Origin of the sequence: Nostoc sp. ATCC 53789 (assembly GCF_009873495.1) — a bacterium.
In the GTDB taxonomy this organism is placed as follows: domain Bacteria; phylum Cyanobacteriota; class Cyanobacteriia; order Cyanobacteriales; family Nostocaceae; genus Nostoc; species Nostoc muscorum_A.
Map to the genome: position 1 here is coordinate 3,627,006 of NZ_CP046703.1, position 21,896 is coordinate 3,648,901.

The 21,896-nt window shown below is 41.6% G+C and carries 22 protein-coding genes; 13 read left to right on the forward strand and 9 right to left on the reverse strand.

The features are described from left to right. The first annotated feature begins 102 nt into the window (after positions 1–102). Together GJB62_RS14840 and GJB62_RS14845 are read left to right on the forward strand one after the other, a co-directional pair. Positions 103–480 (forward strand): response regulator, encoded by a 378-nt coding sequence (locus tag GJB62_RS14840; protein WP_114086157.1) that lies wholly within the window; start codon positions 103–105, stop codon positions 478–480. A gap of 399 nt (positions 481–879) precedes the next feature. Then, positions 880–1,656, forward strand: coding sequence for a PEP-CTERM sorting domain-containing protein (locus GJB62_RS14845; RefSeq protein WP_114086056.1), 777 nt, complete (start codon positions 880–882; stop codon positions 1,654–1,656). A gap of 297 nt (positions 1,657–1,953) precedes the next feature. On the opposite strand, the gene GJB62_RS14850 is transcribed toward GJB62_RS14845, so the two are convergent. Further along, positions 1,954–2,934: an aldo/keto reductase gene (locus GJB62_RS14850; protein ID WP_114086055.1), complete on the reverse strand. Its 981-nt coding sequence runs from the start codon at positions 2,932–2,934 to the stop codon at positions 1,954–1,956. Positions 2,935–3,421: 487 nt separating this feature from the next. On the opposite strand from GJB62_RS14850, the gene GJB62_RS14855 reads away from it, so the two are divergent. Then, positions 3,422–4,516: a phosphotransacetylase family protein gene (locus tag GJB62_RS14855; protein ID WP_114086054.1), complete on the forward strand. Its 1,095-nt coding sequence runs from the start codon at positions 3,422–3,424 to the stop codon at positions 4,514–4,516. 41 nt (positions 4,517–4,557) lie between these two features. Here GJB62_RS14855 and GJB62_RS14860 read toward each other — a convergent pair whose 3' ends face one another. After that, positions 4,558–4,836: a DUF4188 domain-containing protein gene (locus GJB62_RS14860; RefSeq protein WP_245246173.1), complete on the reverse strand. Its 279-nt coding sequence runs from the start codon at positions 4,834–4,836 to the stop codon at positions 4,558–4,560. A gap of 123 nt (positions 4,837–4,959) precedes the next feature. On the opposite strand from GJB62_RS14860, the gene GJB62_RS14865 reads away from it, so the two are divergent. From GJB62_RS14865 to GJB62_RS14875, 3 genes are all read left to right on the forward strand, one after another. Next, positions 4,960–5,463, forward strand: coding sequence for a hypothetical protein (locus tag GJB62_RS14865; RefSeq protein ID WP_041565591.1), 504 nt, complete (start codon positions 4,960–4,962; stop codon positions 5,461–5,463). Between the two features lie 86 nt (positions 5,464–5,549). Then, a complete protein-coding gene (locus tag GJB62_RS14870) occupies positions 5,550–5,948 on the forward strand; it encodes an MAPEG family protein (RefSeq protein WP_114086053.1) in 399 nt (132 codons plus the stop codon). An 81-nt stretch (positions 5,949–6,029) separates the two neighbouring features. Then, positions 6,030–6,521, forward strand: coding sequence for a YajQ family cyclic di-GMP-binding protein (locus tag GJB62_RS14875; RefSeq protein ID WP_114086052.1), 492 nt, complete (start codon positions 6,030–6,032; stop codon positions 6,519–6,521). A gap of 49 nt (positions 6,522–6,570) precedes the next feature. Here the strand turns inward: GJB62_RS14875 and GJB62_RS14880 are convergent, their stop codons facing one another. Together GJB62_RS14880 and GJB62_RS14885 are read right to left on the reverse strand one after the other, a co-directional pair. Next, on the reverse strand, positions 6,571–7,128 hold the full coding sequence (locus GJB62_RS14880) for a glutathione S-transferase family protein (protein ID WP_114086051.1): 558 nt from the start codon (positions 7,126–7,128) through the stop codon (positions 6,571–6,573). A gap of 6 nt (positions 7,129–7,134) precedes the next feature. After that, positions 7,135–7,599 (reverse strand): hypothetical protein, encoded by a 465-nt coding sequence (locus GJB62_RS14885; protein WP_114086050.1) that lies wholly within the window; start codon positions 7,597–7,599, stop codon positions 7,135–7,137. A gap of 475 nt (positions 7,600–8,074) precedes the next feature. Between GJB62_RS14885 and GJB62_RS14890 the strand changes: the two genes are divergently transcribed. Next, positions 8,075–8,812 (forward strand): tetratricopeptide repeat protein, encoded by a 738-nt coding sequence (locus tag GJB62_RS14890; RefSeq protein ID WP_114086049.1) that lies wholly within the window; start codon positions 8,075–8,077, stop codon positions 8,810–8,812. A 314-nt stretch (positions 8,813–9,126) separates the two neighbouring features. Here the strand turns inward: GJB62_RS14890 and GJB62_RS14895 are convergent, their stop codons facing one another. Beyond that, a complete protein-coding gene (locus GJB62_RS14895) occupies positions 9,127–9,537 on the reverse strand; it encodes a hypothetical protein (protein WP_114086048.1) in 411 nt (136 codons plus the stop codon). 253 nt (positions 9,538–9,790) lie between these two features. After that, complete coding sequence (gene psaM, locus GJB62_RS14900; RefSeq protein ID WP_040630342.1) at positions 9,791–9,880, reverse strand: photosystem I reaction center subunit XII; 90 nt, start codon at positions 9,878–9,880, stop codon at positions 9,791–9,793. Between the two features lie 200 nt (positions 9,881–10,080). Here psaM and GJB62_RS14905 point away from each other — a divergent pair, with 200 nt between their 5' ends. The 3 genes from GJB62_RS14905 (at position 10,081) to GJB62_RS14915 (ending at position 13,722) form a co-directional block, all read left to right on the forward strand. After that, positions 10,081–11,349 (forward strand): FGGY-family carbohydrate kinase, encoded by a 1,269-nt coding sequence (locus GJB62_RS14905; protein ID WP_114086047.1) that lies wholly within the window; start codon positions 10,081–10,083, stop codon positions 11,347–11,349. 447 nt (positions 11,350–11,796) lie between these two features. Continuing rightward, the gene (locus GJB62_RS14910) at positions 11,797–12,402 is read left to right on the forward strand and encodes a hypothetical protein (RefSeq protein ID WP_245246174.1); all 606 of its coding nucleotides are present in this window, start codon (positions 11,797–11,799) and stop codon (positions 12,400–12,402) included. A gap of 261 nt (positions 12,403–12,663) precedes the next feature. Beyond that, positions 12,664–13,722 carry a BMP family protein gene (locus GJB62_RS14915; RefSeq protein WP_114086046.1) on the forward strand — a complete coding sequence of 353 codons (1,059 nt, stop codon included), beginning with the start codon at positions 12,664–12,666 and terminating at the stop codon, positions 13,720–13,722. Positions 13,723–13,788: 66 nt separating this feature from the next. On the opposite strand, the gene GJB62_RS14920 is transcribed toward GJB62_RS14915, so the two are convergent. The 3 genes from GJB62_RS14920 to GJB62_RS14930 all read right to left on the reverse strand — a co-directional run bounded on the left by GJB62_RS14920 (position 13,789) and on the right by GJB62_RS14930 (position 18,990). Further along, positions 13,789–15,159: a DUF3370 domain-containing protein gene (locus GJB62_RS14920; RefSeq protein WP_114086045.1), complete on the reverse strand. Its 1,371-nt coding sequence runs from the start codon at positions 15,157–15,159 to the stop codon at positions 13,789–13,791. A 243-nt stretch (positions 15,160–15,402) separates the two neighbouring features. After that, the gene (locus tag GJB62_RS14925; protein ID WP_012410997.1) at positions 15,403–15,837 is read right to left on the reverse strand and encodes a hypothetical protein; all 435 of its coding nucleotides are present in this window, start codon (positions 15,835–15,837) and stop codon (positions 15,403–15,405) included. A gap of 168 nt (positions 15,838–16,005) precedes the next feature. Beyond that, positions 16,006–18,990: a valine--tRNA ligase gene (locus GJB62_RS14930; protein WP_114086044.1), complete on the reverse strand. Its 2,985-nt coding sequence runs from the start codon at positions 18,988–18,990 to the stop codon at positions 16,006–16,008. A 112-nt stretch (positions 18,991–19,102) separates the two neighbouring features. Between GJB62_RS14930 and GJB62_RS14935 the strand changes: the two genes are divergently transcribed. From GJB62_RS14935 to GJB62_RS14945, 3 genes are all read left to right on the forward strand, one after another. Continuing rightward, on the forward strand, positions 19,103–19,492 hold the full coding sequence (locus tag GJB62_RS14935) for a GxxExxY protein (protein ID WP_114086043.1): 390 nt from the start codon (positions 19,103–19,105) through the stop codon (positions 19,490–19,492). Positions 19,493–19,539: 47 nt separating this feature from the next. Then, a complete protein-coding gene (locus GJB62_RS14940) occupies positions 19,540–20,805 on the forward strand; it encodes an MFS transporter (RefSeq protein ID WP_114086042.1) in 1,266 nt (421 codons plus the stop codon). A 127-nt stretch (positions 20,806–20,932) separates the two neighbouring features. Then, positions 20,933–21,892, forward strand: a complete 960-nt coding sequence (locus tag GJB62_RS14945; RefSeq protein WP_114086041.1) for a BadF/BadG/BcrA/BcrD ATPase family protein — start codon at positions 20,933–20,935, stop codon at positions 21,890–21,892. Positions 21,893–21,896: the final 4 nt, after the last annotated feature.

The window sequence follows — 21,896 nt, forward strand, 5'->3', positions numbered from 1 at the left end:
TCGTTTCTAATGGGAATTGGGAATGGGAGATGAGGAGAATAACCAGTACCCAATGCCCCCAATTCCCAGTGCCCAATGCCCAATTCCCAATCCCTAATTACTATGACTCATAAAATTCTGATTGTTGACGATGAACCCAATATCTTGATTTTGATGGAACAAGCCTTAGAAGCATTAGAAGACGAGGGCGTAGAACTTCTAACTGCTAGAAATGGAGAAGAAGCTCTTGAAACTATTAAAACTGAAAAACCAAATCTAGTTTTTCTCGATGTAATGATGCCTAAAATGAACGGTTTGCAAGTCTGCCACATTGTTAAACATGACTTGGAAATGACTGACATCTACATTGTGATATTGACAGCTAAAGGACAGGAATTTGATAAACAGAAAGGGATTGAGGTTGGTGCAGATTTATATCTAACTAAACCATTTCGACCCAAAGAAGTACTTGAAAAATCAAGGCAGGTGTTAGGATTTTGAGTAAAATTATCAATAATATTAAAGCTTACGTATTAACAAGAAATACCAAGTATAGATGATTTGAAAACAGTCTTCTTTCAGATGAATAATCGTTGATAGATGCTCAAACACACAAGGGCGGCACGAACAATATAATTTCTAACTCAGCCACTCTCTTATGGCTGAGTTAAAAGCACTTTCAATTGCCGACTACACGTAATAGCCCTTACGTGTAAATATTGGCTAAGTATACTGCAATTTAAGGTAAAAAATAGTTTAGCAATTATAAATAAAAATACTGTAAATATTCGAATTTTTTCCAGTTAAATATATCTAATATTCAATACTAATCTGTGTAAACTTATACAAGCTTTATCGGCTATTGCATAACATAGATTTACACGCAATCAATGCAAGAATATGAAAAAATTTCTGGGTGTTTTAATGGTTTCTAGTCTAGTAGGACTAGGAGCATTCTCTGCCGTTAACAAAGCTCAAGCCGCATCCCTGACAATCGATCCTACAGACACCTTTTTGAGAACCTACGCTGACACAACTTATTACCAAGGTGTGAATACTGTTGCTGGTAACACTAAAGCCATATCCCTAGCAGATTTGGGTTTTAAAGGTGGCGACTCAATCAGCCTGAATATTTCTGGTAAATTTAACACAAGTGTTTGGAGTCCAGGTCAAAGGAGCGACATGATAGGGGTATTCAGTACCTCAGATCAGCTCCTTGATAAATCTTCTAAACAACGTGTGGTTGATGCTGTAGCCCTCAATCAGCAAGATGCCAATCAATATGACTACACTCAGAACACGTGGACTTCTAAGACTTTATTTGATTCTACCGCCTCCCCAGGCTCTACCTTTGACCCTGGCAAAAATGCTTATATGTGCAGTGATACAACCCTGAGTGACCCTAACAGAATGTGCGGTCAACAAACATTATTTGATGGTGTTTTTGGTATCTTCGGTAAGACAACACTTACAATTCCCACCACAGCGACTTTTTTGTTCCTAGCTGTGAACGATGTTTTTTATAGTGACAATACTGGAAGTATATTGATAGATATTGACAAAACAGGAACTGTGGATAATCAGCTTTCAGTCCCAGAACCTAATACTGTTCTTGGTGTGCTGGCAACGATCGCACTAGCATTGAAAATGAAACGCAAGCAACAAATTGCTAAATAATCCTCTTGTGTCACTCTCCGAAAACTTTTGCCATACTGAAAAACCATATATGTCATAGGGGCAATACCCAACGATAAGCCGCTTTGCATCTACATAAATTGCCCCTACAGCGCAGGTCTATTTACCATCCAAAAATGATTAATAAAAACCTGAAATGACATACTTACCTTGATTCACACCATAATTATTTTGTGTAGTGCCTAAATCCTAGCTTTTTACCTGCGTAGGCGTAGCCCGTCGTAGACATCGCACTACTGGGAACAATCGGCACAAATCGGGTTACATTTCGTTAATGGATCAACGGTTAACAGTACTCATGTCAGGGTAGCGCTCACCTGCTGCGATACCTTTTGGTGCCACTGCTTCCAGTCGATTCAACTCTTCTTCAGTCAGGGTAATTTCGGTAGCTGCAACATTCTCCTCTAAGTAGGTACGGCGTTTTGTACCAGGAATTGGCACAATATCTTCTCCTTGAGCCAATAGCCATGCTAGTGCAAGCTGACTAGCAGTTACTCCTTTTTCGGTGGCAATTGCCTTCACTTGCTCAACTAATTTCAAGTTCTTATCAAAATTCTCACCTTGAAAACGAGGCGCATTTCTGCGATAGTCATCAGGTGCTAGATCGTCAAGTTTAGCGATCGCACCTGATAAAAACCCTCTTCCTAATGGGCTATAGGCAACAAACCCAATTCCTAATTCCCGCACGGTAGGTAAAATTTCATCCTCTGGCTCTCGACTCCAAAGAGAGTATTCTGTTTGAAGTGCCGCAATGGGGTGAACTGCCACAGCCCGCCGAATCGTCGCCGGAGCAGCCTCTGAAAGCCCTAAATAACGCACTTTTCCTTGCTTTACTAACTCTGCCATTGCTCCTACAGTATCCTCAATGGGTACGGTTGAATCTACCCGATGTTGATAATAGAGGTCAATCACTTCCACTCCTAGACGTTTGAGCGAGGCATCACAAGCTTGATGGACATATTCGGGTTTGCCATTAACTCCTTTAAAACCACCATCTTCAGTGCGGACATTACCAAATTTGGTTGCTAATACTACTCGATCTCGACGATCTTTAATTGCTTTGCCTACTAATTGCTCATTAGTAAAAGGCCCATACATATCGGCAGTATCAAGAAAATTAACTCCAAGTTCCAATGCTCGATGAATTGTAGCGATCGCCTCATTTTCATCACGACCACTATAAAACTCAGACATTCCCATACAACCAAGTCCGATAGTTGAAACTTCTAACCCAAGTTTCCCTAGTTTTCTGGTTTTCATCAAATAGTCTCCTAGTCAGTAATTGGTCAGAGAAAATCAACTCTTTCAGCATTATCCCTTTCCCTATCATCTAGCCATCTACACTTAGAAGTATTTCCTGAGAAAAGTAATTAAAAAATATATTTATCATCGAACTTACGCAAAACCTTAGCCAAAAAGAAAGATTTTTTTCTTAGGGCAATTCATGTAGACGCATTCGCAAAGCGTCTCGTAGAGAAGCAGATACTCCACAAGTTCTCCAACGGAGTAACCGTAGGGTATCGCCCTCCCGCGCGTGTAATTTTGCGTAAATCCTATAAACAGACAGAATTGATTCTGACCAAAAAAGCCCATAGTCCAGTGATAACGAGTCTGCTTACCCCTGCTTATTTAGAAGATAATTATGGGAAACCTTAATTTGTGAGAGCGAAAGGCTTTTGCCAGAAGGAACTAGAATTAGGAAACACCTAGCTGGGTTCTTCTGAATTTTGAAATTAGGAGTGCATGTGTGCCAAAATCCCCTAAATATTTGCTGATTGGATCAACCGAGACTTACAGCGGTAAATCTGCAACTGTTCTGGGTTTGTCTCATCAGCTACAGCAAAAAGGACTGGATATTACCTACGGTAAACCGCTTGGTACGTGTCTAAATTCGTCTAGTGGAACCGTAATTGAGGAAGATGTCCAATTCATCGCTCTTAGCCTCAATTTGCCGGAAAACCGTGTTGCACCTACAATGCTGGCTTTGGATGAACTCAATGTGCAAAAGCGCTTACGGGGGGAAGACAAAACCGATTATCAGCAGTCCCTAATACAGCAATATTTACAAATGTCCCAAGGAGATTTGGTATTACTGGAGGGGCCTGGTGATTTTTCCGAAGGCAATTTGTTTGACTTGTCTTTGCTGCAAATGGCTGAAGTATTGGATGCTGGCGTGCTGTTAGTAAGCCGCTATAAATCGTTGCTTTCGGTTGAGGCGCTATTGGCTGCTAAAGGGCGTGTGGGCGATCGCTTGATTGGAGTTGTGATCAATGATATCCCTGTCACCCAACTAGAAGCGGTTAACACTCTCTTGCGTCCGTTTTTGGAACAGCAAGGGATTCCCGTGTTAGCTATGCTGCCGAGTAGCGATTTGCTCCGCAGTATTAGTGTTGGCGAACTCGTGAAGCAGTTAAAGGCTGATGTTCTTTGTCGCAACGATCGCATGGATTTGTTGGTTGAAAGTCTGGCAATTGGAGCAATGAATGTCAACTCTGCTGTCAAGTATTTCCGTAAACGCCGAAATATGGCAGTGGTGACAGGAGGCGATCGCGTAGAAATTCAGCAAGCCGCTTTGGAAACTTCTACCCAATGTTTAATTCTCACCGGGCAACTACCACCGCCGCCATTCATTCTCAGTCGTGCTGAAGAACTAGAAATTCCCATTTTATCTGTTGACTTAGACACTCTCACCACTGTAGAAATTGTTAACCGTACTTTTGGGCAAGTCCGTCTCCACGAGCCGATTAAGGTTCAGTGCGTTCGCCAGTTAATGTCTGAGCATTTTGACATTGACCGCTTGTTATCGAAACTGGGTTTAACTCCCGCAGCAGCATTGTCTTAGCCTCATCAACTCAAATAATTGAGATCATCAATGCTCAGTTATCAGTTAGGAGGCTGTAGTACTGGTAAAGGCATAACCGGCTCGTTGTCACCTCCCAGGCGACGACGGGCTGTTTTCCTCCGCCCCATAGCTGGGACGTGCTTAGTTGCAGCAGCTAATCCAAAAACAGGTATATTTCCGTAAATCGCTTCAGACCTTCCCGGCTCGATTAAATAAGTTTCGTGCCAAATAGCAACACTACCATCAGTACCAATGGCTCGATTAAACTTCTGCCAAGCTTTTAGGTGTGCATAAGCTGGATTTCTGGCAAAACGCTCCAAATCCTCAAGCGATTATTGAACCAAACAGTCGAAAAATTGTAGCAATGTCTAACTCAAGTTTTCCTCGCATCTACACGCTGTTTGGTAAAATATCTGGGTCGTTTAATCGGATTATGTCTATCTTTGAGCCAATCAACAGACCTTATTAACCTAGACACATTAGCGCAAGAACTGGCGACCATCCAGCAAACGGGTTCTAAAAGAATCGCCTTGTTGGGTTCTCGTCACGTTCCGATTACGCACCAGAATCTTATTGAAATGATGACTTATGCCCTAGTTTTATCGGGTAATCGCATCATTACTTCTGGTGCTACAGGTACAAACTCAGCGGCCATCAAGGGAGCAACGCGGGCTGATGCAAATTTGTTGACGGTGATTTTACCTCAAAGCCTGGAACGCCAGCCTTTGGAATCGCGCCAGCAACTAGAACAGGTAATGCATTTAGTGGAAAATCCCAGTAATGATAATCTGTCTCTTGCTGAAGCTAGTTACTTGTGCAACAAGGAAATTGTCTCCCGTTGTCAGCAACTGATCTGTTTTGCGTTTCACGACAGCCGCACCCTGTTGCAAACTTGTCAAGATGCAGAAGAACAAAGAAAAGTGGTAACGCTTTTCTACTTTGATTAGTCATTTGTCATTTGTCTTTTGTCATTTGTATTTGACTCATGACCAATGACTGATGACTGATGACTAATAACCAACAACAATAAGTAATGATAATTTTTTTGTACTCGATTGCTGCTGCTGTCGTTCTGATTTACCTGCCATTTTTGGTAGTAGCTTATGCCCGTGTGCGTATTGGCAAGGAAATGCTTGCTACTCCTCGCGCCATGTTGGATAAATTGCCGCCTTATGCCCAACGAGCTACTTGGGCACATCAGAATACCTTTGAAGCCTTTATGGTATTTGCCGCAGCCGCATTGATGGCTTATGTAACTGGTGTAAATTCCTCTACAGCACAAGTGGCTGCGATCGCCTTTGTGGTGGCTCGTTTCCTATACTCGATTTTTTATATTTTGAATATACCCCTTTTGCGATCGCTCATGTTTGCCATTGGTATGCTTGGCTCTACCACTCTCATCTTCTTGAGTATTATCCAAGCTACTAATTAAGCGGGGAATGGGGAATGGGGAATGGGAAAAATTTTTCCAAAATCCAATCCAAAATCCAAAATCTAAAATCTAAAATGTTTTATGGCTTCTACATTTTCCTTTGACATTGTTAGCGACTTTGACCGACAAGAGTTGGTTAACGCCGTCGATCAAGTGATACGAGATATCAAAGGTCGTTACGACCTCAAAGACACTCAAACTACTGTCGAGTTGGTCGAAGAAAGCATTAACGTTAGTACTGACAGCGAGTTTACGTTAGATTCTGTACATACCATCCTGCGAGAAAAAGCCGCCAAGCGTAACCTCTCCCAGAAAATCTTTGATTTTGGCAAAGTTGAATCAGCTAGCGGTAATCGCGTGCGTCAAGAAATCAAACTCAAAAAAGGCATAAGTCAAGAAATCGCCAAACAAATTTCCAAATTGATTCGAGACGAATTCAAAAAAGTACAAGCCTCAATCCAAGGTGATGCTGTGCGGGTTTCTGCCAAATCTAAAGATGACTTACAAGTAGTAATGCAGCGCCTGAAACAAGAAGACTACCCAGTTGCTTTGCAATTTACAAATTATCGTTAAAAGATTCGTAATTCGTAATTTCATTCTTAATTACGAATTACGAATTATTCTAACCCTGTCCGCCAATACTTTTTTGAAATGCCGGACGCTCAGATAACTGCTTGATATAGTTCAACACCTCTGGGTAAGGGCTGAGGTCTAGCTTCAGCATGATGGGAATATAACTCAGAATAGAACCCACTCCCACATCAGCAACAGTGAACTCATTACCCAGCAAAAAAGGCTGCTTACTGAAAATTTCATTTAACGCATTCAACAAGCGAGGCATTTCTCGCTCCCGATTTGCTTCTACAAAAATCCCTGTAGCTAGGGTAGAATTGCCAAACAACACCCACTGGGAAAATACAGCACGTTCCTCTAATGAAAGTGGACTTTTACTGTACTTCTCGGCAAGATACAGCAAAATTGCCCCAGATTCCCAAAGCTGAAAATCCCCATCAACAATTGCTGGAACTTTACCAACTGGGTTAATTGCCAAATATTCAGGCTTGAGGTGTTCACCCGCCTGCATATCGAGTTTGACGAATTCGTAAGGAACTTGTATTTCCTCTAAATACCATTGAACAATTGAGGCTCGACTACGAGCGCCACCGTAAAGTTTGAGCATAATTACTTAAAGAACTTTGTGAGTGTGAGAATGCTGTTTAACGTTATCTTCTTTTGTTACAACCCTAGCGGCATTTAGCACCCGTTTGCGCTCAATTGAATACTTAAATTCACTGTAGTTTGTGCCTAATGGAATTAGGGATTTTGCAGATTCACGGCGCTTGTATGTACGAGCTGCTGCAAATACTCGCGGCACAAATTCCTCTCCAAACTGAGCCGACTCTGGGAAGCCATCTGGCAAGAATTGTGAATCGCCATCCAAGACAGATGCCAAAGTTGTTGCATGAGCCAGCTTATAGGAGGTAGGAATGCCTTTTAAAAGCGCTTCCAAAGCCGCAGAAGGAATCGGTTCTATGACTTCGATTTGATAAACTTCTCCATCTTCTTTGACGAAGCAGGTTGCCAAGCCGAGAACAATGTAGTCATCGGTTGCTAAATCAGGGGCATTGGGATAGGAAATTGCAGTTGTCATCAGAAAATTTCTCAAAACTTAAAAATTAAATCTAGATGCTGGGGCATTGGGCATTGGGCATGGGGCATGGGGCATTGGGCATTGGGCATTAGTTATTTATTCTTTCTCCCCCTGCTTCCCCTGCTCCCTCATCTCCCTTGTCCCCCTCTGCCCCTCTCCCCTCTTTCTCATCTCTAAAAGAACGGCTTGTTGGCATTCTACCAATTTGTCGCTCTCACTACCTGACTAGTCTTTGAGATTGACATCTACTATTTCTGGAATTGACCTCTGGGATCAAGTATCCATCATTAGGTTTGAGGAGCAATTGTTTATTTAGGACGTGTCGTATATTTTTCTTGTGCGGCTAGGTAAAGTTCTCTCTTTAGATGGCTTTTTTGTAACCCTAAATACCTTACAAATAGACACAGTGGTAAAAGCACTACCGAGCAAAAACTAGAATTTAATTTTACAAAGCAGGGATTTCAGGCAGGGAAAGATGAATATTCACTCATTTTTAGCTGACGATGACCAGCAAAGAAAGCAATATAAATGTGTTTTAAATAATACAAGTAAAGTCCAAGAAGACAGGAAAAACGATCGCAGCGCATCTACTTTAGGGAATAACTACTTACGCTCTTTTGCTTTGAAGTCGGCTCAAAAAGGTGACTATGCTGAGGCGATCGCACTTTTAAGCCAACTAATTTACCGCCGTCCGCACAATGCCGTTGATTACAACAACCGGGGACTAATTTATTTCCAAAGTGGTGAAAGGCAAAAAGCGCTTTACGACTATAACACCGCCCTGAAACTTAATCCCCATTTGGCTAGTGCTTATAATAACCGGGCAAATTACTATGCAGCTTGTGGAGAATTAGCAACAGCACTTGCCGACTACGATCAAGCCATTGATTTGAATCCTGGCTATGTTCGGGCGTGGATTAACCGAGGCATTACCTGGCGTGACCTGGGGCGATACGAGGAGGCAATTGAGAATTTTGAGTTAGCACAGCTTTTCGGTCAACTAGAAGGTCATATCTGGGCTGAACGCGGCAGAACTTACCATCTTTGGGGTGACTGGAATTGTGCGATCGCTGATTATCGTCGTGCCCTCACCCAACTGCCTGCTCTCGAAACAACTAGGGACTTTACTGGTTCTCACTTGCGTTTACAAATCGAAAATTGGCTAAACGATTTGTTATCTCCTGAGCATCCTACTGCCTATTTGGTAGATTAATTCTTAAGTAAGTCGGCACAATAAAACCAAATTGCGTGAAGAAAAGTAAACAAGGCTCAAGCCCTTTTTTTACTGCTCCTTGTCCCCTGGCTGATCCCAAGGATAATTATTTACGCCGACCTACTTACTGGGAATTCAAAATTCAAAATAATTGATTAAATTTTGAATAGGATTTTACTAATAGATGATCACTACATAGCTATTCAAACATTAGCTATTAACCATTATTTATTAGCAATAATATAAATTAGCACCCGGTTTTTACGTAGCCAAAATCACAAGAAACCTAAATAATGCCAAATTCGCCATTTAGCTTAAGGTGATGACTCTGTTTGTTCATCTTCTCTAAGATCCTTATTCATCAACACGACCCGACGCTGATTAGGAGCAAATCGGAATCCTTGTTGTTGCATAATTCTTCTAGTTTGCTGAGGATCGAAGTTACGGCTAAATTCCACCTGTAAACCATCGACATGTACTTCCATCAACTTGACTTCAGTATTAATTTCTCGCAACTTTTCTTGCTGTAACCAATGATGGGGTAAAAGTTGTGCTAAAGCAGATGCTGCTACGGCTGTAACTACAAGATTAACCGCTATCTTGGCTGTGCTTTCTAGTGCCATCACCTGGTAAGAACGTTGACGAAGATGCCGCTTTGGTCGAGGAATGGCCCGGCGTTTTTGTATAGGTTGTAACGGTGGTCTGGAGGGTTGAATCGCGTTCATGATGCTAAGAGATAACCTCGCTTAGTGAAGGTAAGCACTGTAAAAGCCCTCTGGCGATAATTACTGCTTGATTTAGCTGTCATATTACTTCATTTTTTTGAAATAGCTACAAGTGTTGCACCAGTTAAAAAATAACCTGGCTTACGTAAGTGCTAGTTTCTTCGCTACTGATGGCATAACGCCAAAAGAAGAAAGGAAATTGCACCCCGTACTGCCAGGATTATTAGCTTTTCAACTGTGTCACATCGTAGCCTTATTTGTAAAGTTCTGTGGCTAATCGCCAAGCTAGAACTCCTGGAATCAGCGCTACAACTAGAGCGATGTAGACTTGAGTGTCTGAGATGGAAGATATCTGAGCGATGTACAGAGTATCTAAGATAGGCATGGCTGAAAACCTCCTAACCTGAATAGATTTTGAACAGTTCGTTTACTACTTTTCCTTGTTTTGCCAGAATTGTGGAATATCTTGTTACAAGATGCAACAAAAGCAGTTATTAGTCAGTAGTCCTTATTTATTCTCTATTAAAAAAATTTATAAAAATTATGAATTTGTATTTGGGTATCGACTTCGGTACATCTGGCGCACGCGGCGTGGTAATTGACGAGGAAGCCTATTGTATTCAGGCTGAGGTGAGATATCCCTTCCAAGACTCAAAAGCCACCGTTACGCCAAAAATTTGGCAGGAGGCTTTGTTTCTACTGCTGGAACATATACCTGACCAATTGCGGCGAAAAATAAAAGCGATCGCCATTAATGGTACTTCTTCGACCGTCTTGCTTGTTGATGCTGCTGGCAATCCAACAGACGCACCAATGATGTATAACGATGCGCGGGGATCATTGCTGCTAGAGCATTTGAGGAGTATAGCACCCCCAAATCATACCGTGTTGAGTGCCACCTCCAGCCTAGCGAAACTTTTGTGGATGAGGCAATTACCCTCTTTTAGTGAAGCTAGATATTTTCTACATCAGGCAGATTGGCTGGGGTTTCTCCTACATGGACAGTTGGGAATTAGCGATTACCATAATGCTTTAAAGCTGGGTTATGACGTGGAAGAGTTGAAATACCCAGAATGGCTAGAAAAACTGCAAATACCGATTCAGCTACCCAAAGTTTTAACTCCTGGTACTCCCATTGCCGAATTACGTCCTGAAATTGTGGATAAGTTTGGTTTTAGCCGTGATTGTCTGGTATGTGCAGGTACGACTGATAGTATCGCGGCTTTTCTCGCCAGTGGTGCAAAATTACCTGGTGAAGCCGTGACTTCCTTGGGTTCAACATTGGTACTAAAGTTATTAAGTCGTACCCGTATAGAAGATGCCAGATATGGAATTTACAGCCATCGGTTGGGTGATTTATGGCTGACTGGGGGTGCTTCTAATACTGGAGGTGCAGTACTTAAGCAATTTTTCACCAACGCTGAGTTAGAAAGCCTTAGCCGTGAGATTGATCCATCAATTGCCAGCGAGTTAGATTATTATCCGTTGTTGAAGGTAGGCGATCGCTTTCCAATTAATGATCCCAATTTAGCCCCACGTTTGTCACCACGCCCAGATAACCCAGTGGAATTTTTGCATGGGTTGTTAGAAAGTATTACCCGCATAGAAGCACGAGGGTACGAATTATTACAGCAAATGGGAGCAGACAAGTTAAGCCGTGTTTATACTGCTGGCGGTGGTGCGGCTAATGATACTTGGACTACGATTAGAGCGCGTTATTTGCAGATTCCTGTAGTAGCCTCAGTGTATACAGAAGCTGCTTACGGAACGGCGCTGTTGGGTATGGAAGGCGTGAAAAAGAGTAACGTGTAACTATCTTTTCGTAGATATCTTCTAAATCAGTATCTATCCCAGTGACAATCGACATATCTCAGACCATACTGGGATGATTAGATACCGGACTATAGATTCCAGGTTAATGATCTGGGCAGCTATTCGGGGATGGGTGCTTCGCCACAAGCGAATGTCATCTATCCCCTTTACTAATTATCGGTGTGAGTTCTGAGGGATTAGGAGAAAAAGGTTTTTTAAGAAGGTTTGACCTGTGCGATCGAGATTATCATCTAGGGATAAATGTGAGGCTACGGACTCGAATTTGATCGCTTTTAATATTTAGTGGGTGTGTCAAGTCTTTGGGGTATATCAAAAAGGCTTGTTCGCATTTTGTTGTGTTGGCGTAGCTTAAGGCTAAAATGATGCGACCAAATTTTAGTTTGATTTATAGATGATACGATCGCAGTAAAAGTACTTTAGAGAACTATGACAATAAAAAAGCGCATTGAGCTTAATCAAGGATGCTTCCTTAATCCGGCAAATAAAAAGATAGTTATCAATTTAGCAAGTAAAGATATTTTAAATTTAATCACACAAGAATTAAAAACTCGTTATTCCCCAGAAACTCAAAAGCAAGCACTTGAAGAGCGTTCTCAGTTGTTGCCGAATTTCGTATTTCAAGAATTATTAAAACGTCAAGAGGAGCTAGTAAACGTTAACCCAGATACTTTAATAGTGGTTAACTGTAAGATCACAGAAGCAGAAGTCGATGAGTTAGAATTTAATTTAAGTGTCGAAGCATATTTTGTAATTGGAGATACAACAGGTCAAAATCATTTTCGGGCTAATAGGATAGTACTTTGGTCGAATATATGGAGTGATGATGAACAAATCCTTATCGATTTAGAAGATGAACTAGGCAAAGAATTCTGGACAAATTATCAAATTCAATTACTCTTTGATGAAGAGAATCAGCAAACAATTGAATTAGAAGTATCACAAACAGATGATTATGCAGCAAGATTGGAATTTTCTCCATCTCTTCAAAAGTTTTTACCATCCATAGTTCCCTTTACGGATAATGAATTCTAAAAATTCTTCTCCGCGCTGATTATCAGCCAATCAATCAGAATGGTAATCCCGGCTCTTCAAGGCTGCAAATGAGTTATTTACGATTGGCTGGTGGTTTTATAAGTAATAAAATATCGTATAAATCACTGCTGTCTTCAAACAGTCAAGGTAATGCGATGATTTTGCTGAATTTAGAAATCTGGGAGAAATTGTTTCCAAAATACCACCTACGACTTTAGAGTGTTGAAATAACTCAAATAACTATTTATCTGAAGGCGAGGTATGACAACAAACTTTAGTCGGCGTGAATTTATCTTGTTTGGTTCAGCCGCGTTTGCTACCAGCTTAGTGGTACAAGCTTGCAGTAATAAGCCAACGGCACCAACAGCGACAACAACAGGTGGTACTGAAGGGTTTAAAATAGCGATCGCTCTCCCTGGGATGATTACTGACAAAGGCTGGAATCAATCTGGTTATGAAGGAATCAATCTAGCAAAACAAAAGCTAGGTGCAGAAACCGCCTATGTAGAAAAAGTAGCACAGGCAGATCAGACAGAAGTATTAACAGATTTTGCTCGTAAAGGCTACAATCTCATCTTCGCGCATGGCGGACAATTTGATGCCGCAATTGAACAAGTCGCCTCACAGTTCCCCAACACATTTTTTGTGGGAATAAATGGTAATCTCAAGGGTGAGAATATTGCTTCTTTACGAATAGATCATCTACAAGCTAGTTATTTGTGTGGCATTATCGCTGCTTATGTCACTAAATCTAATAAACTAGCTTATATTGCTGGAGAGAAGTTTCCTGCTACCGAGGGAGAACTGCGGGGATTTGAATTAGGAGCAAAGTCTGTTAAACCAAATATCCAAATTACCTCTACTTTTACAGGTGATTGGGATGATGTTTCTAAAGCGAAGGAAGCAACTCTGGCATTAATTTCTTCTGGGGCTGATGTCATCTATCAATGGTTAGATAATGCTTCAGCCGCAGTTTTACAAACAGCAGGTGAAAAAGGAGTATATGCTTTTGGTAACACCAAGGATCAATTAGACGTTGCACCAAAAGCTGTTTTAACCAGTGCTGTCAAACGCTTAGATTTAGCCATAGCTTATATAGCAGAATTAGCCAAGCAAAAACAAATCAAAGGACAAATATATACAATTGGTTTAGAAAGACCAGATATATTATTTTTAGGGAAATTTGGAGAAATCATACCGGAAGCAATTAAGCAAAAGGTATTGAATGCAAAGCAAGAAATTGTTAATAAAAAAATCGTTTTTGAAGACTGCAAAGAGGCTGGTAAGGATACACGCTGCTTGAAGAAAGCAACAACATAGGTTGAGTAGACTACTTTGATAAAGATGGATTGGAAGGAATGCAAGTCCTGCTTTCTTTGGTTTCCCTTATTTTTGGTCTACAGTTTGAATTGTCAGCATTTGAGGGGGTGTAGCATCTGGTGGGTAGAGAAAATCTACTTTTACCATTCGCAGCTGGCCTGGAGACATTTTTAATTGAGCAAGCGGTTCTCCCATCTGTCCCCGTTGTTGAACTAAATGCCAATATTGGGTTCTGGGTAAGCCATTATCGTCATTGTAGCGAATACGAACTGTGCCACGAAAAAAGACGGATGGTTGGGGTGGTGAAAAAAAGCGAAGTCCAGGTTTACTTAAGTCGTCTTCTTTAATAGGTGTTTGAAAAAGCACATTTACAGTTTGTGGTTTAGCGGTATTGTTGATTAATGGTAGCGAGATGTTATATTCAATGCCGTAATTGCCATGAGCTTCGTAAGCAGTACCAGGATAACGCACCGCGAGTTTGGCAGTTTGGTTTTGTCCAGTACCCATTTTGCCTGCTAAAAGGGTACTTAAACCGTATGAAAAAGCTTGTCCTGAAGCAGGAATTGTCAGGTATGAACTATTGGAGTCGGTAACTTGTGCTTGCCAACGAGAGCCGACAGCTACCGCTGCTACCCGACCGTAAATTTCTGCTGTCGCTGTAAGATTATTTGGAGGACTAGGGGCAGGTTCACGCGGCCCTGCAAAATCACCATTTTCTAACAAGTTTTCCCATTCTTTTAAAGTGGGCGCTCGTTCAGTAGCATCTGGATTGGGTTTGGCAAACATAGCTAGGTTTGCCATATAAACTGGACTATCACTGTACAAACGCAACAAAGTAGAACGTCCATTTAATGGCGGTTTTAAAGGACGCACAGGAATTGGATGATTCATTAACATCCGGCTTTGTTTTGGTGGAATTACCAACTGGGCTGGCCATCCTGACTGCCGTTTTCCTCGTAGCACATCATTCATGACGCGATCGCCAGGCCCAGCATAAATGTTTCCCGAATTATTTGACTGTATGGGGGGAAGTTTGAGAAAAGGTGCATCAGGTTGACTAACATAACTGGCTGCTTGCAATATATTTATAGTTGCAGGGCGATCGCTTGGATTGTAAACAATTACCCCCAAATAAAGAGTCCGCAAATCATTTGGAGTCTCAATGGCTCGAGCAATATGATGAGAAAACAAATCAAAGCGTCCCTTCCATAGAAAGTTCAGGTGTGCGCTTGGCACTTTTTTGCCTTGAGGAGGAAATGTAGAGAGCAAAATACCTTCACTCTGAACTACTTCTGGGTTATTACTGTTAAATACTGGTATTGCATCAAGATGCCCAGGTAAAGGTCTTGTTTGTTGGGGAATGAAGATTTCCTGGGGTTCAGATGCTGGAGAAGGTGCTGCTTGAGCCAAAAGCAAATAGGAAATAAAATTAAGCATTTATTCGAAAAGCAATTTATCGGTGAAGTTAAGAATACAGCATACTTGTACTAATTCTGTATGATGTTGCGCTTTATTCACCTATGCCACATAAGTAAAAATTTTTATGTTGACATTGAATTAAATCCAATACCTGTGAATGAAATTATCAAGTTGCCTTTGAGGAAAGAATTTCTCAATTTTTGTTCAATGTTACCCGGAGGATAATTTATCGGAGTCTGGAGGCTCTCAAAAGCATTGCTTTTAACTCTCCTGTTGGGGATAACCGTTTTTCTCACGTTTGAGGCTTTCTTCTAAGGCTTGAATTTGTTCACGACGAGCTTCCAATTCTAAGGAACGCCTGGCTAAATCTTGGTTTTGCAACGTCAAGGATTGCCGCCAATGTTCTGCTCGCTCGGCTTCGTGCTGCAAAAACTCTGGGGTAATGCCGATAGTGAGGTAGTTTTGTACCAAATGGAGTACCCAGTTGGTAGCGTCTTCTATTCTTTCAATGTCGCCTGTTGAGGAAAGTTCTACTAAAACAAGCAAGTTCTCACTCATGTTCTTTCCCTTTCCTAGCAGAATGAAAGCCTCTTCTGGAATTATCGCCCACAAGTTATCAGCTTCTTGACGCGCCAACAAGCGTAACTGGTGCTGGTCTAAAAAATCGTTTTTACGCACCTGGGCTAGATATAGCATGAGGGTCGCTTCGCTCCAATTAAAAATTAAAAATTAAAAATTAAAAAAATTTAATAAAATAATAAGTCCCAGAATTGATATTTGGATCTTGTTAATTGGTAATGGGTAATTGGAATTATTAACACTCCCATTACCCATTACAGTTATCCTAGGCCACGCAGGCTATGCCTACATTAACCCCTTAAGGCGTACGCGCAAAATTTCAGCTTGCTTTTGTGCTTCTGCTAAGGCATCTCGCGCCCCTTGTACCACGTCGGCTCTAGCTCTATCTACGAAACTAGGATTGTTTAATCTGGTACTCAGGGATTGAACTTCGGCTTCAGCTTTACTCAAGCTTTTTTCTAGCTTGGCACGTACAACTTCAATATCTACCACACCGCTTAGAGGAATTAGCACTTGTATTGTACCAATTACACCTGCGATCGCATTTTCTGGTTCTTGTGGTTGTTCTAATTCTCTCTGCGGGAAAAAGCGTCCCCATAACCTAACTCTCGCTTGAGCAGTGAGTAAATTTTGGCTAACAAACCAAGCTGTGTAACCAAAACCAACCAATTCAAAGAAAGTTCCGACGATGGGAATGTCATCGATGGCATTTCCCGCAGCTAAACCCAATCTACCAAAGACAATGGCCACAAGAATTAAGCCAATTATCTTCAAACCCCTCTGAGGTTTCTTAACAGCAACAGTTTGGCTTTTTTCTTTGTCAGTAATGGTTAAAGTCTCAACCTTCGCCAAATCTTTAATATAAGACTGTCCAGCAGTGAGAATTTCCCGCTCCTTTTCACTTTCAGTTTGCAAATTCGCTGTTACTTTTACCCCTGGCTTAATATCCGCTTCTGCGCGCAAATTCCGAATTGTGCGGATAGTAGCAATCAGTAATTCAAACTGTTCTTCTAAGGCTGAATTAATTAAGTTTACATCTACCTGGGGATAGATTTGTAATGGTAAAGTTTGCGGGGAATCTGCTGGTTGTTGGGTGAGAGTTTGCCAAATTTCTTCGGTAATATGAGGCATCAACGGATGAAGCAGTTTTAAAATTCCTTCTAATATGTAGCCGAGGGTTTGCTGTGCTACCCGCCGCGATACTGGATCGGCATCTGCTTGCAATCTGGATTTCACCAGTTCAATATACTGATCGCAAAAATCACCCCAAATAAACTCATAGAGTCCTTTTGCTGCTTCCCCTAACCCGTAATTATCGATGTAATTGCTGGTTTGTTTGATAACTTGATGATACCGCGAGATAATCCAGCGATCGCTCAATTCTGTGGCTACTGGGTTCCCCAATTGTTGCGGTGTCTGTCCATCCAAATTCATCATCACAAAGCGGGCAGCATTCCACAACTTATTTGCAAAGTTGCGTGATGCTTCTACAGATGCCGATTCATCCTTTTTGCGATCGTATTCTAAGCGGATATCTTGACCAGCGCCAGCCACTTCTCTAATTAAGGTATAGCGCAGGGCATCAGTACCATATTTGTCAATTAATAACAATGGGTCAATACCATTACCTTTGGTCTTTGACATCTTCTGACCTTTTTCATCCAGCACCAAGCCGTGGATGTAAACCGTTTGGAAAGGCATTTGCTGCGTAAAATGCCCAGCCATCATGGTCATTCTGGCTACCCAGAAAAAGATGATGTCAAAGCCTGTTACCAAAGTAGTAGTCGGGTAGTAAGTTGCTAAATCCTGAGTTTGTTCTGGCCAGCCTAAAGTTGAAAACGGCCAGAGTCCAGAAGAAAACCAAGTATCCAGCACATCTGGATCTTGTTCTAACTTGACATTTTCACCAAATTGTAATTTAGCTTTTTCCCAAGCTTCAGCTTCCGATTTTGCTACCACAAACGGCGTGGTATCAGTAATTTGCCCATCCGTTTCACTGATAGCGTACCAAGCCGGAATTTGGTGTCCCCACCATAATTGGCGAGAGATACACCAATCTTTGAGTTTTACTAGCCAATCACGATAAACCTTAGTCCAGCGTTGGGGGACAAACTCTGGGGAAGTTTGCTGGTCGAGGAATTCGAGAGTGTTGTCAGCTAGGGGGCGAATTTTGACGAACCACTGAGTTGAGAGGAGGGGTTCAATAGGTACTTTACCGCGATCGCTGTAGGGAACGGTATGTTTATAATCTTCTATCTTCACCAAAAAGCCATCTGCTTCTAGGCGAGAAACCACATTTTTTCTCGCAACAAAGCGGTCTTGTCCTTGAAACTCCCCAGCATTGGCGTTGAGAGTGCCGTCTTTGTTCATAATGTTGATTAACGGCAGATTGTGACGCTTACCCATGTCAAAATCATTGGGGTCATGGGCGGGAGTTACCTTTACGCAGCCTGTGCCGAAGGTAGGATCAACGAATTCATCGCCAATAATGGGAATTTCTCGTTGTAGAATGGGCAGAGTTAAAGTTTTGCCAATGAGATGTTTGTAGCGATCGTCATTGGGATTAACTGCTACAGCCGTATCACCCAGCATCGTTTCTGGTCGAGTTGTCGCCACCTCTACAAAACCGGAACCATCGGTGAGGGGATAGCGGAAGTGCCAGAGATTTCCATTCACCTCTTGATTTTCTACTTCCACGTCAGACACAGCCGACTGAGAAGCGGGACACCAGTTAACTAAATATTCACCACGATAAATTAAGCCTTCTTCGTAGAGGCGAGTAAACGCCTCGACAACAGCTTTAGATAAACCCTCATCCAGGGTAAACCTTTCCCGTGACCAGTCCACCGAGACACCCAAGCGTCGTAGCTGATTAAGAATTGTTCCCTCAGACTCCGCCTTCCATTGCCAAGCGCGTTCTAAGAATTTTTCGCGCCCCAACTCGTAGCGAGTCTTACCCTCTTTTTTGAGTTGCTTTTCCAGCATACTATGCACAGCAATGCTGGCGTGGTCAGTTCCGGGTAGCCATAGGGTATTACGTCCCTGCATCCGGTGGTAGCGCACAAGGGTATCAATTAAGGCACTTTCAAAGGCGTGACCCATGTGTAAGCTGCCGGTGACATTTGGGGGGGGAATGACGATGCAGTAGGGTTCGCCGCCTTGGTTGGGGTCAGCTTTGTAAACTTGGTTATCTTCCCAGAATTTTTGCCACTTGGCTTCGGTGGAAAAGGGGTCGTAGAGACTGGGGAGATTGGGAATGGTTGCGGTCATGCGGGAAAACTAAGGAAGGACTCTAATAAATTTTGCCACAGGGTTGGAGAGGGATTGATGGAAACGAACCGCAAAGGGCGCAAAGTACGCAAAGGAAGAGGAGGAAGGTAAGATGAGACAACCAAGTGGTCAGGTAGAAAATCTAGCTTATAGAGTGATTGGGGCGGCGATTGAGGTACATCAGGTATTAGGAGCAGGGTTTTTAGAGGAGGTTTATCACAAGGCGTTGAGAGAAGAATTTCTAATGCGCGAGATACCTCACAAGTTTGAGCATCCAGTAAAAGTAAACTACAAAGGTCGTCCAGTCGGCGAGGGCAAATTAGATTTTTTGGTTGGAGACTCTCTAATTGTTGAATTGAAAGCTGTCCAAAACTTAATCCCCATTCACGAAGCCCAAGTCCTCTCGTACCTTAAAATGACTCATTACCCTCTAGCTCTTCTCATCAACTTTAACGTCCCTCTCCTCAAAGACGGCATCAAACGCATCATACTCTCTTCTTAATCTTCTTCGCGCCCTTTGCGTCCTTTGCGGTTCGTTCTCCAAATCCCATGAAACACCAAACAACCTCCCCTTGGAAATTCATCCCCACCCTATATTTCACCTCCGGCATCCCTTACATTATCATCAACACAGTTTCCGTAATCTTTTACAAAAAACTCGGAATCGATAACGCCCAAATTGCCCTTTGGACAAGCTTCCTCTATCTACCTTGGGTCATCAAAATGTTTTGGGGGCCAATTGTTGATACTTACTCTAGCAAACGTAAATGGATACTTTATACCCAATTTGCCATGTTCTGCTGCTTGGGTTTGATAGCCTTCTCCTTACAACTGCCAAATTTCTTTTTCATCTCCCTCGCAACATTAACAATAGGAGCATTTATTTCTGCAACTTATGACATTGCCACAGATGGCTTCTACCTCCTCGCTTTATCTCCAGAACAACAAGCCTTCTTTGTCGGCATTCGCTCACTATCTTATAGAATGGCTGTTATCTTCGGTTCTGGAATATTAGTAGTCTTAGCAGGTCAGCTTGAAGTATCTCTCAACAACATTCCTTTAAGTTGGACTATTGCTATTGGATTCTCAGCTTTAATTTTAGCAATCCTGTTTATTTCCCATCGCCTATTTTTACCATTACCGGAATCAGATAATCAACGGCAAATACAAGTTAGAGAAAAGATACCATTTTGGTCAATTATTAGCTCATATTTTGCTCAAGATAAAATTATCAGTATTTTAGCCTTTATCTTGCTCTACAGATTTGGCGAAGCGATGCTTGTCAAGATAGCCTCTTTGTTTTTATTGGACAAACCAGAAGTAGGAGGCTTAGGGCTTTCAACGTCAGATGTCGGGCTAGTATACGGTACTTTTGGGGTAATATCCCTGATTTGTGGAGGAATTTTAGGAGGCTTGCTAATTTCAAAATATGGATTAAAAAAGTGTCTATTTCCTATGGCTTTGGCATTAAACTTGCCTGATATATTTTATGTATATATGGCTTATGCTAAACCTTCGTTAAAATTAATATATCCTTTGGTTTCATTAGAACAATTTGGCTATGGTTTTGGATTTACGGCTTTTAGTGTTTATCTAATGTATATTTCCCAAGGCGAATATAAAACTTCTCATTTTGCCATATCCACTGGCATTATGGCTTTAGGAATGATGCTACCTGGATTAGTTAGCGGTTATCTCCAAAAGTCTTTTGGCTATCCATTATTTTTTCTCTTGGTTTGTTTGTTTACTATTCCTGGGATGATTGCCATCTTTTTTATTCCTTTAAAGGAAGAATTGAAGCGTCAAAATAATTAATATTGTTACAAATCTATAGCAATCTTAAATGAGTTATGAAAAATAGAATTTTAATCGAACCACAGAGGCGCAGAGAACACAGAGAGATAAGAAATGGAGATTTTAAAAGATGATTTAGGACTGCTATATGACTTATGTTTTGGGGGTAGATGGCGGTGGTAGCAAGACTGTTTGTGTCTTGATGGATGATTTGCGTCAAGTGCTAGGTTACGGTGAAGCAGGCCCATCTAATTATCAAAGTATAGGTATTGAAGCAACTTTAAAATCTATCAAATCAGCAATTAAGAATGCTGTTGAGGCAGCAACAATTATAAATACCCTGAAGATTGACGCGATATGCCTGGGTTTAGCGGGTGTCGGTCGTGCAGCAGATATTGAAGTAGTAAAAGGTTTAGTTGAAGAGTTACAAAATCACAAATCTCTGCCTGTAATTTGGGCATTACAACCAGAGAATATTGTAATTTGTAATGATGCTTTAATTGCTTTAGTTGGTGGAATTGGCCAGCCTGTAGGAATTGTGGTTGCAGTAGGTACTGGTTCGATAGTTTTCGGACGAAATCATGAAGGACATACGAAACGGGTCGGTGGCTGGGGTTATATTTTAGGAGATGAAGGTAGCGCCTATAAAATTGCGATCGCAGGCATGAATGCAGCATTAAAATCTTATGATGGGCGAGAAATATCAACGAGTTTGATAGAGGGTTTCAAACAGCATCTTGATTTAGAAAGTATAGAAGATTTAATAGAAGTAGTATATCGCCGAGAATGGGGAGTCAAACAGATAGCTGCTTTAGCACCAGTTGTAGATTTTGCAGCAGCGTCAGGTGATATAGTAGCAAATATCATAATTGATGATGCTGTAAAAGAGTTAGTAAAAGCTACATCTACAGTAATTGATGCGATTTTTAGTGCTGACTCAGTTTTAGAAGTAGTCACAACGGGAAGTGTGTGGCGCGGTAGATGCAAGATTCATGAAAGATTTGCAGCGTCTCTTCTTAAGAAGTTTCCTAATGTAAAGGTAATTTTTCCGAGGTACGAGCCTGCTTACGGTGCTGGTTTATTAGCTTTGCAGACAACTCAAAATTGACGTG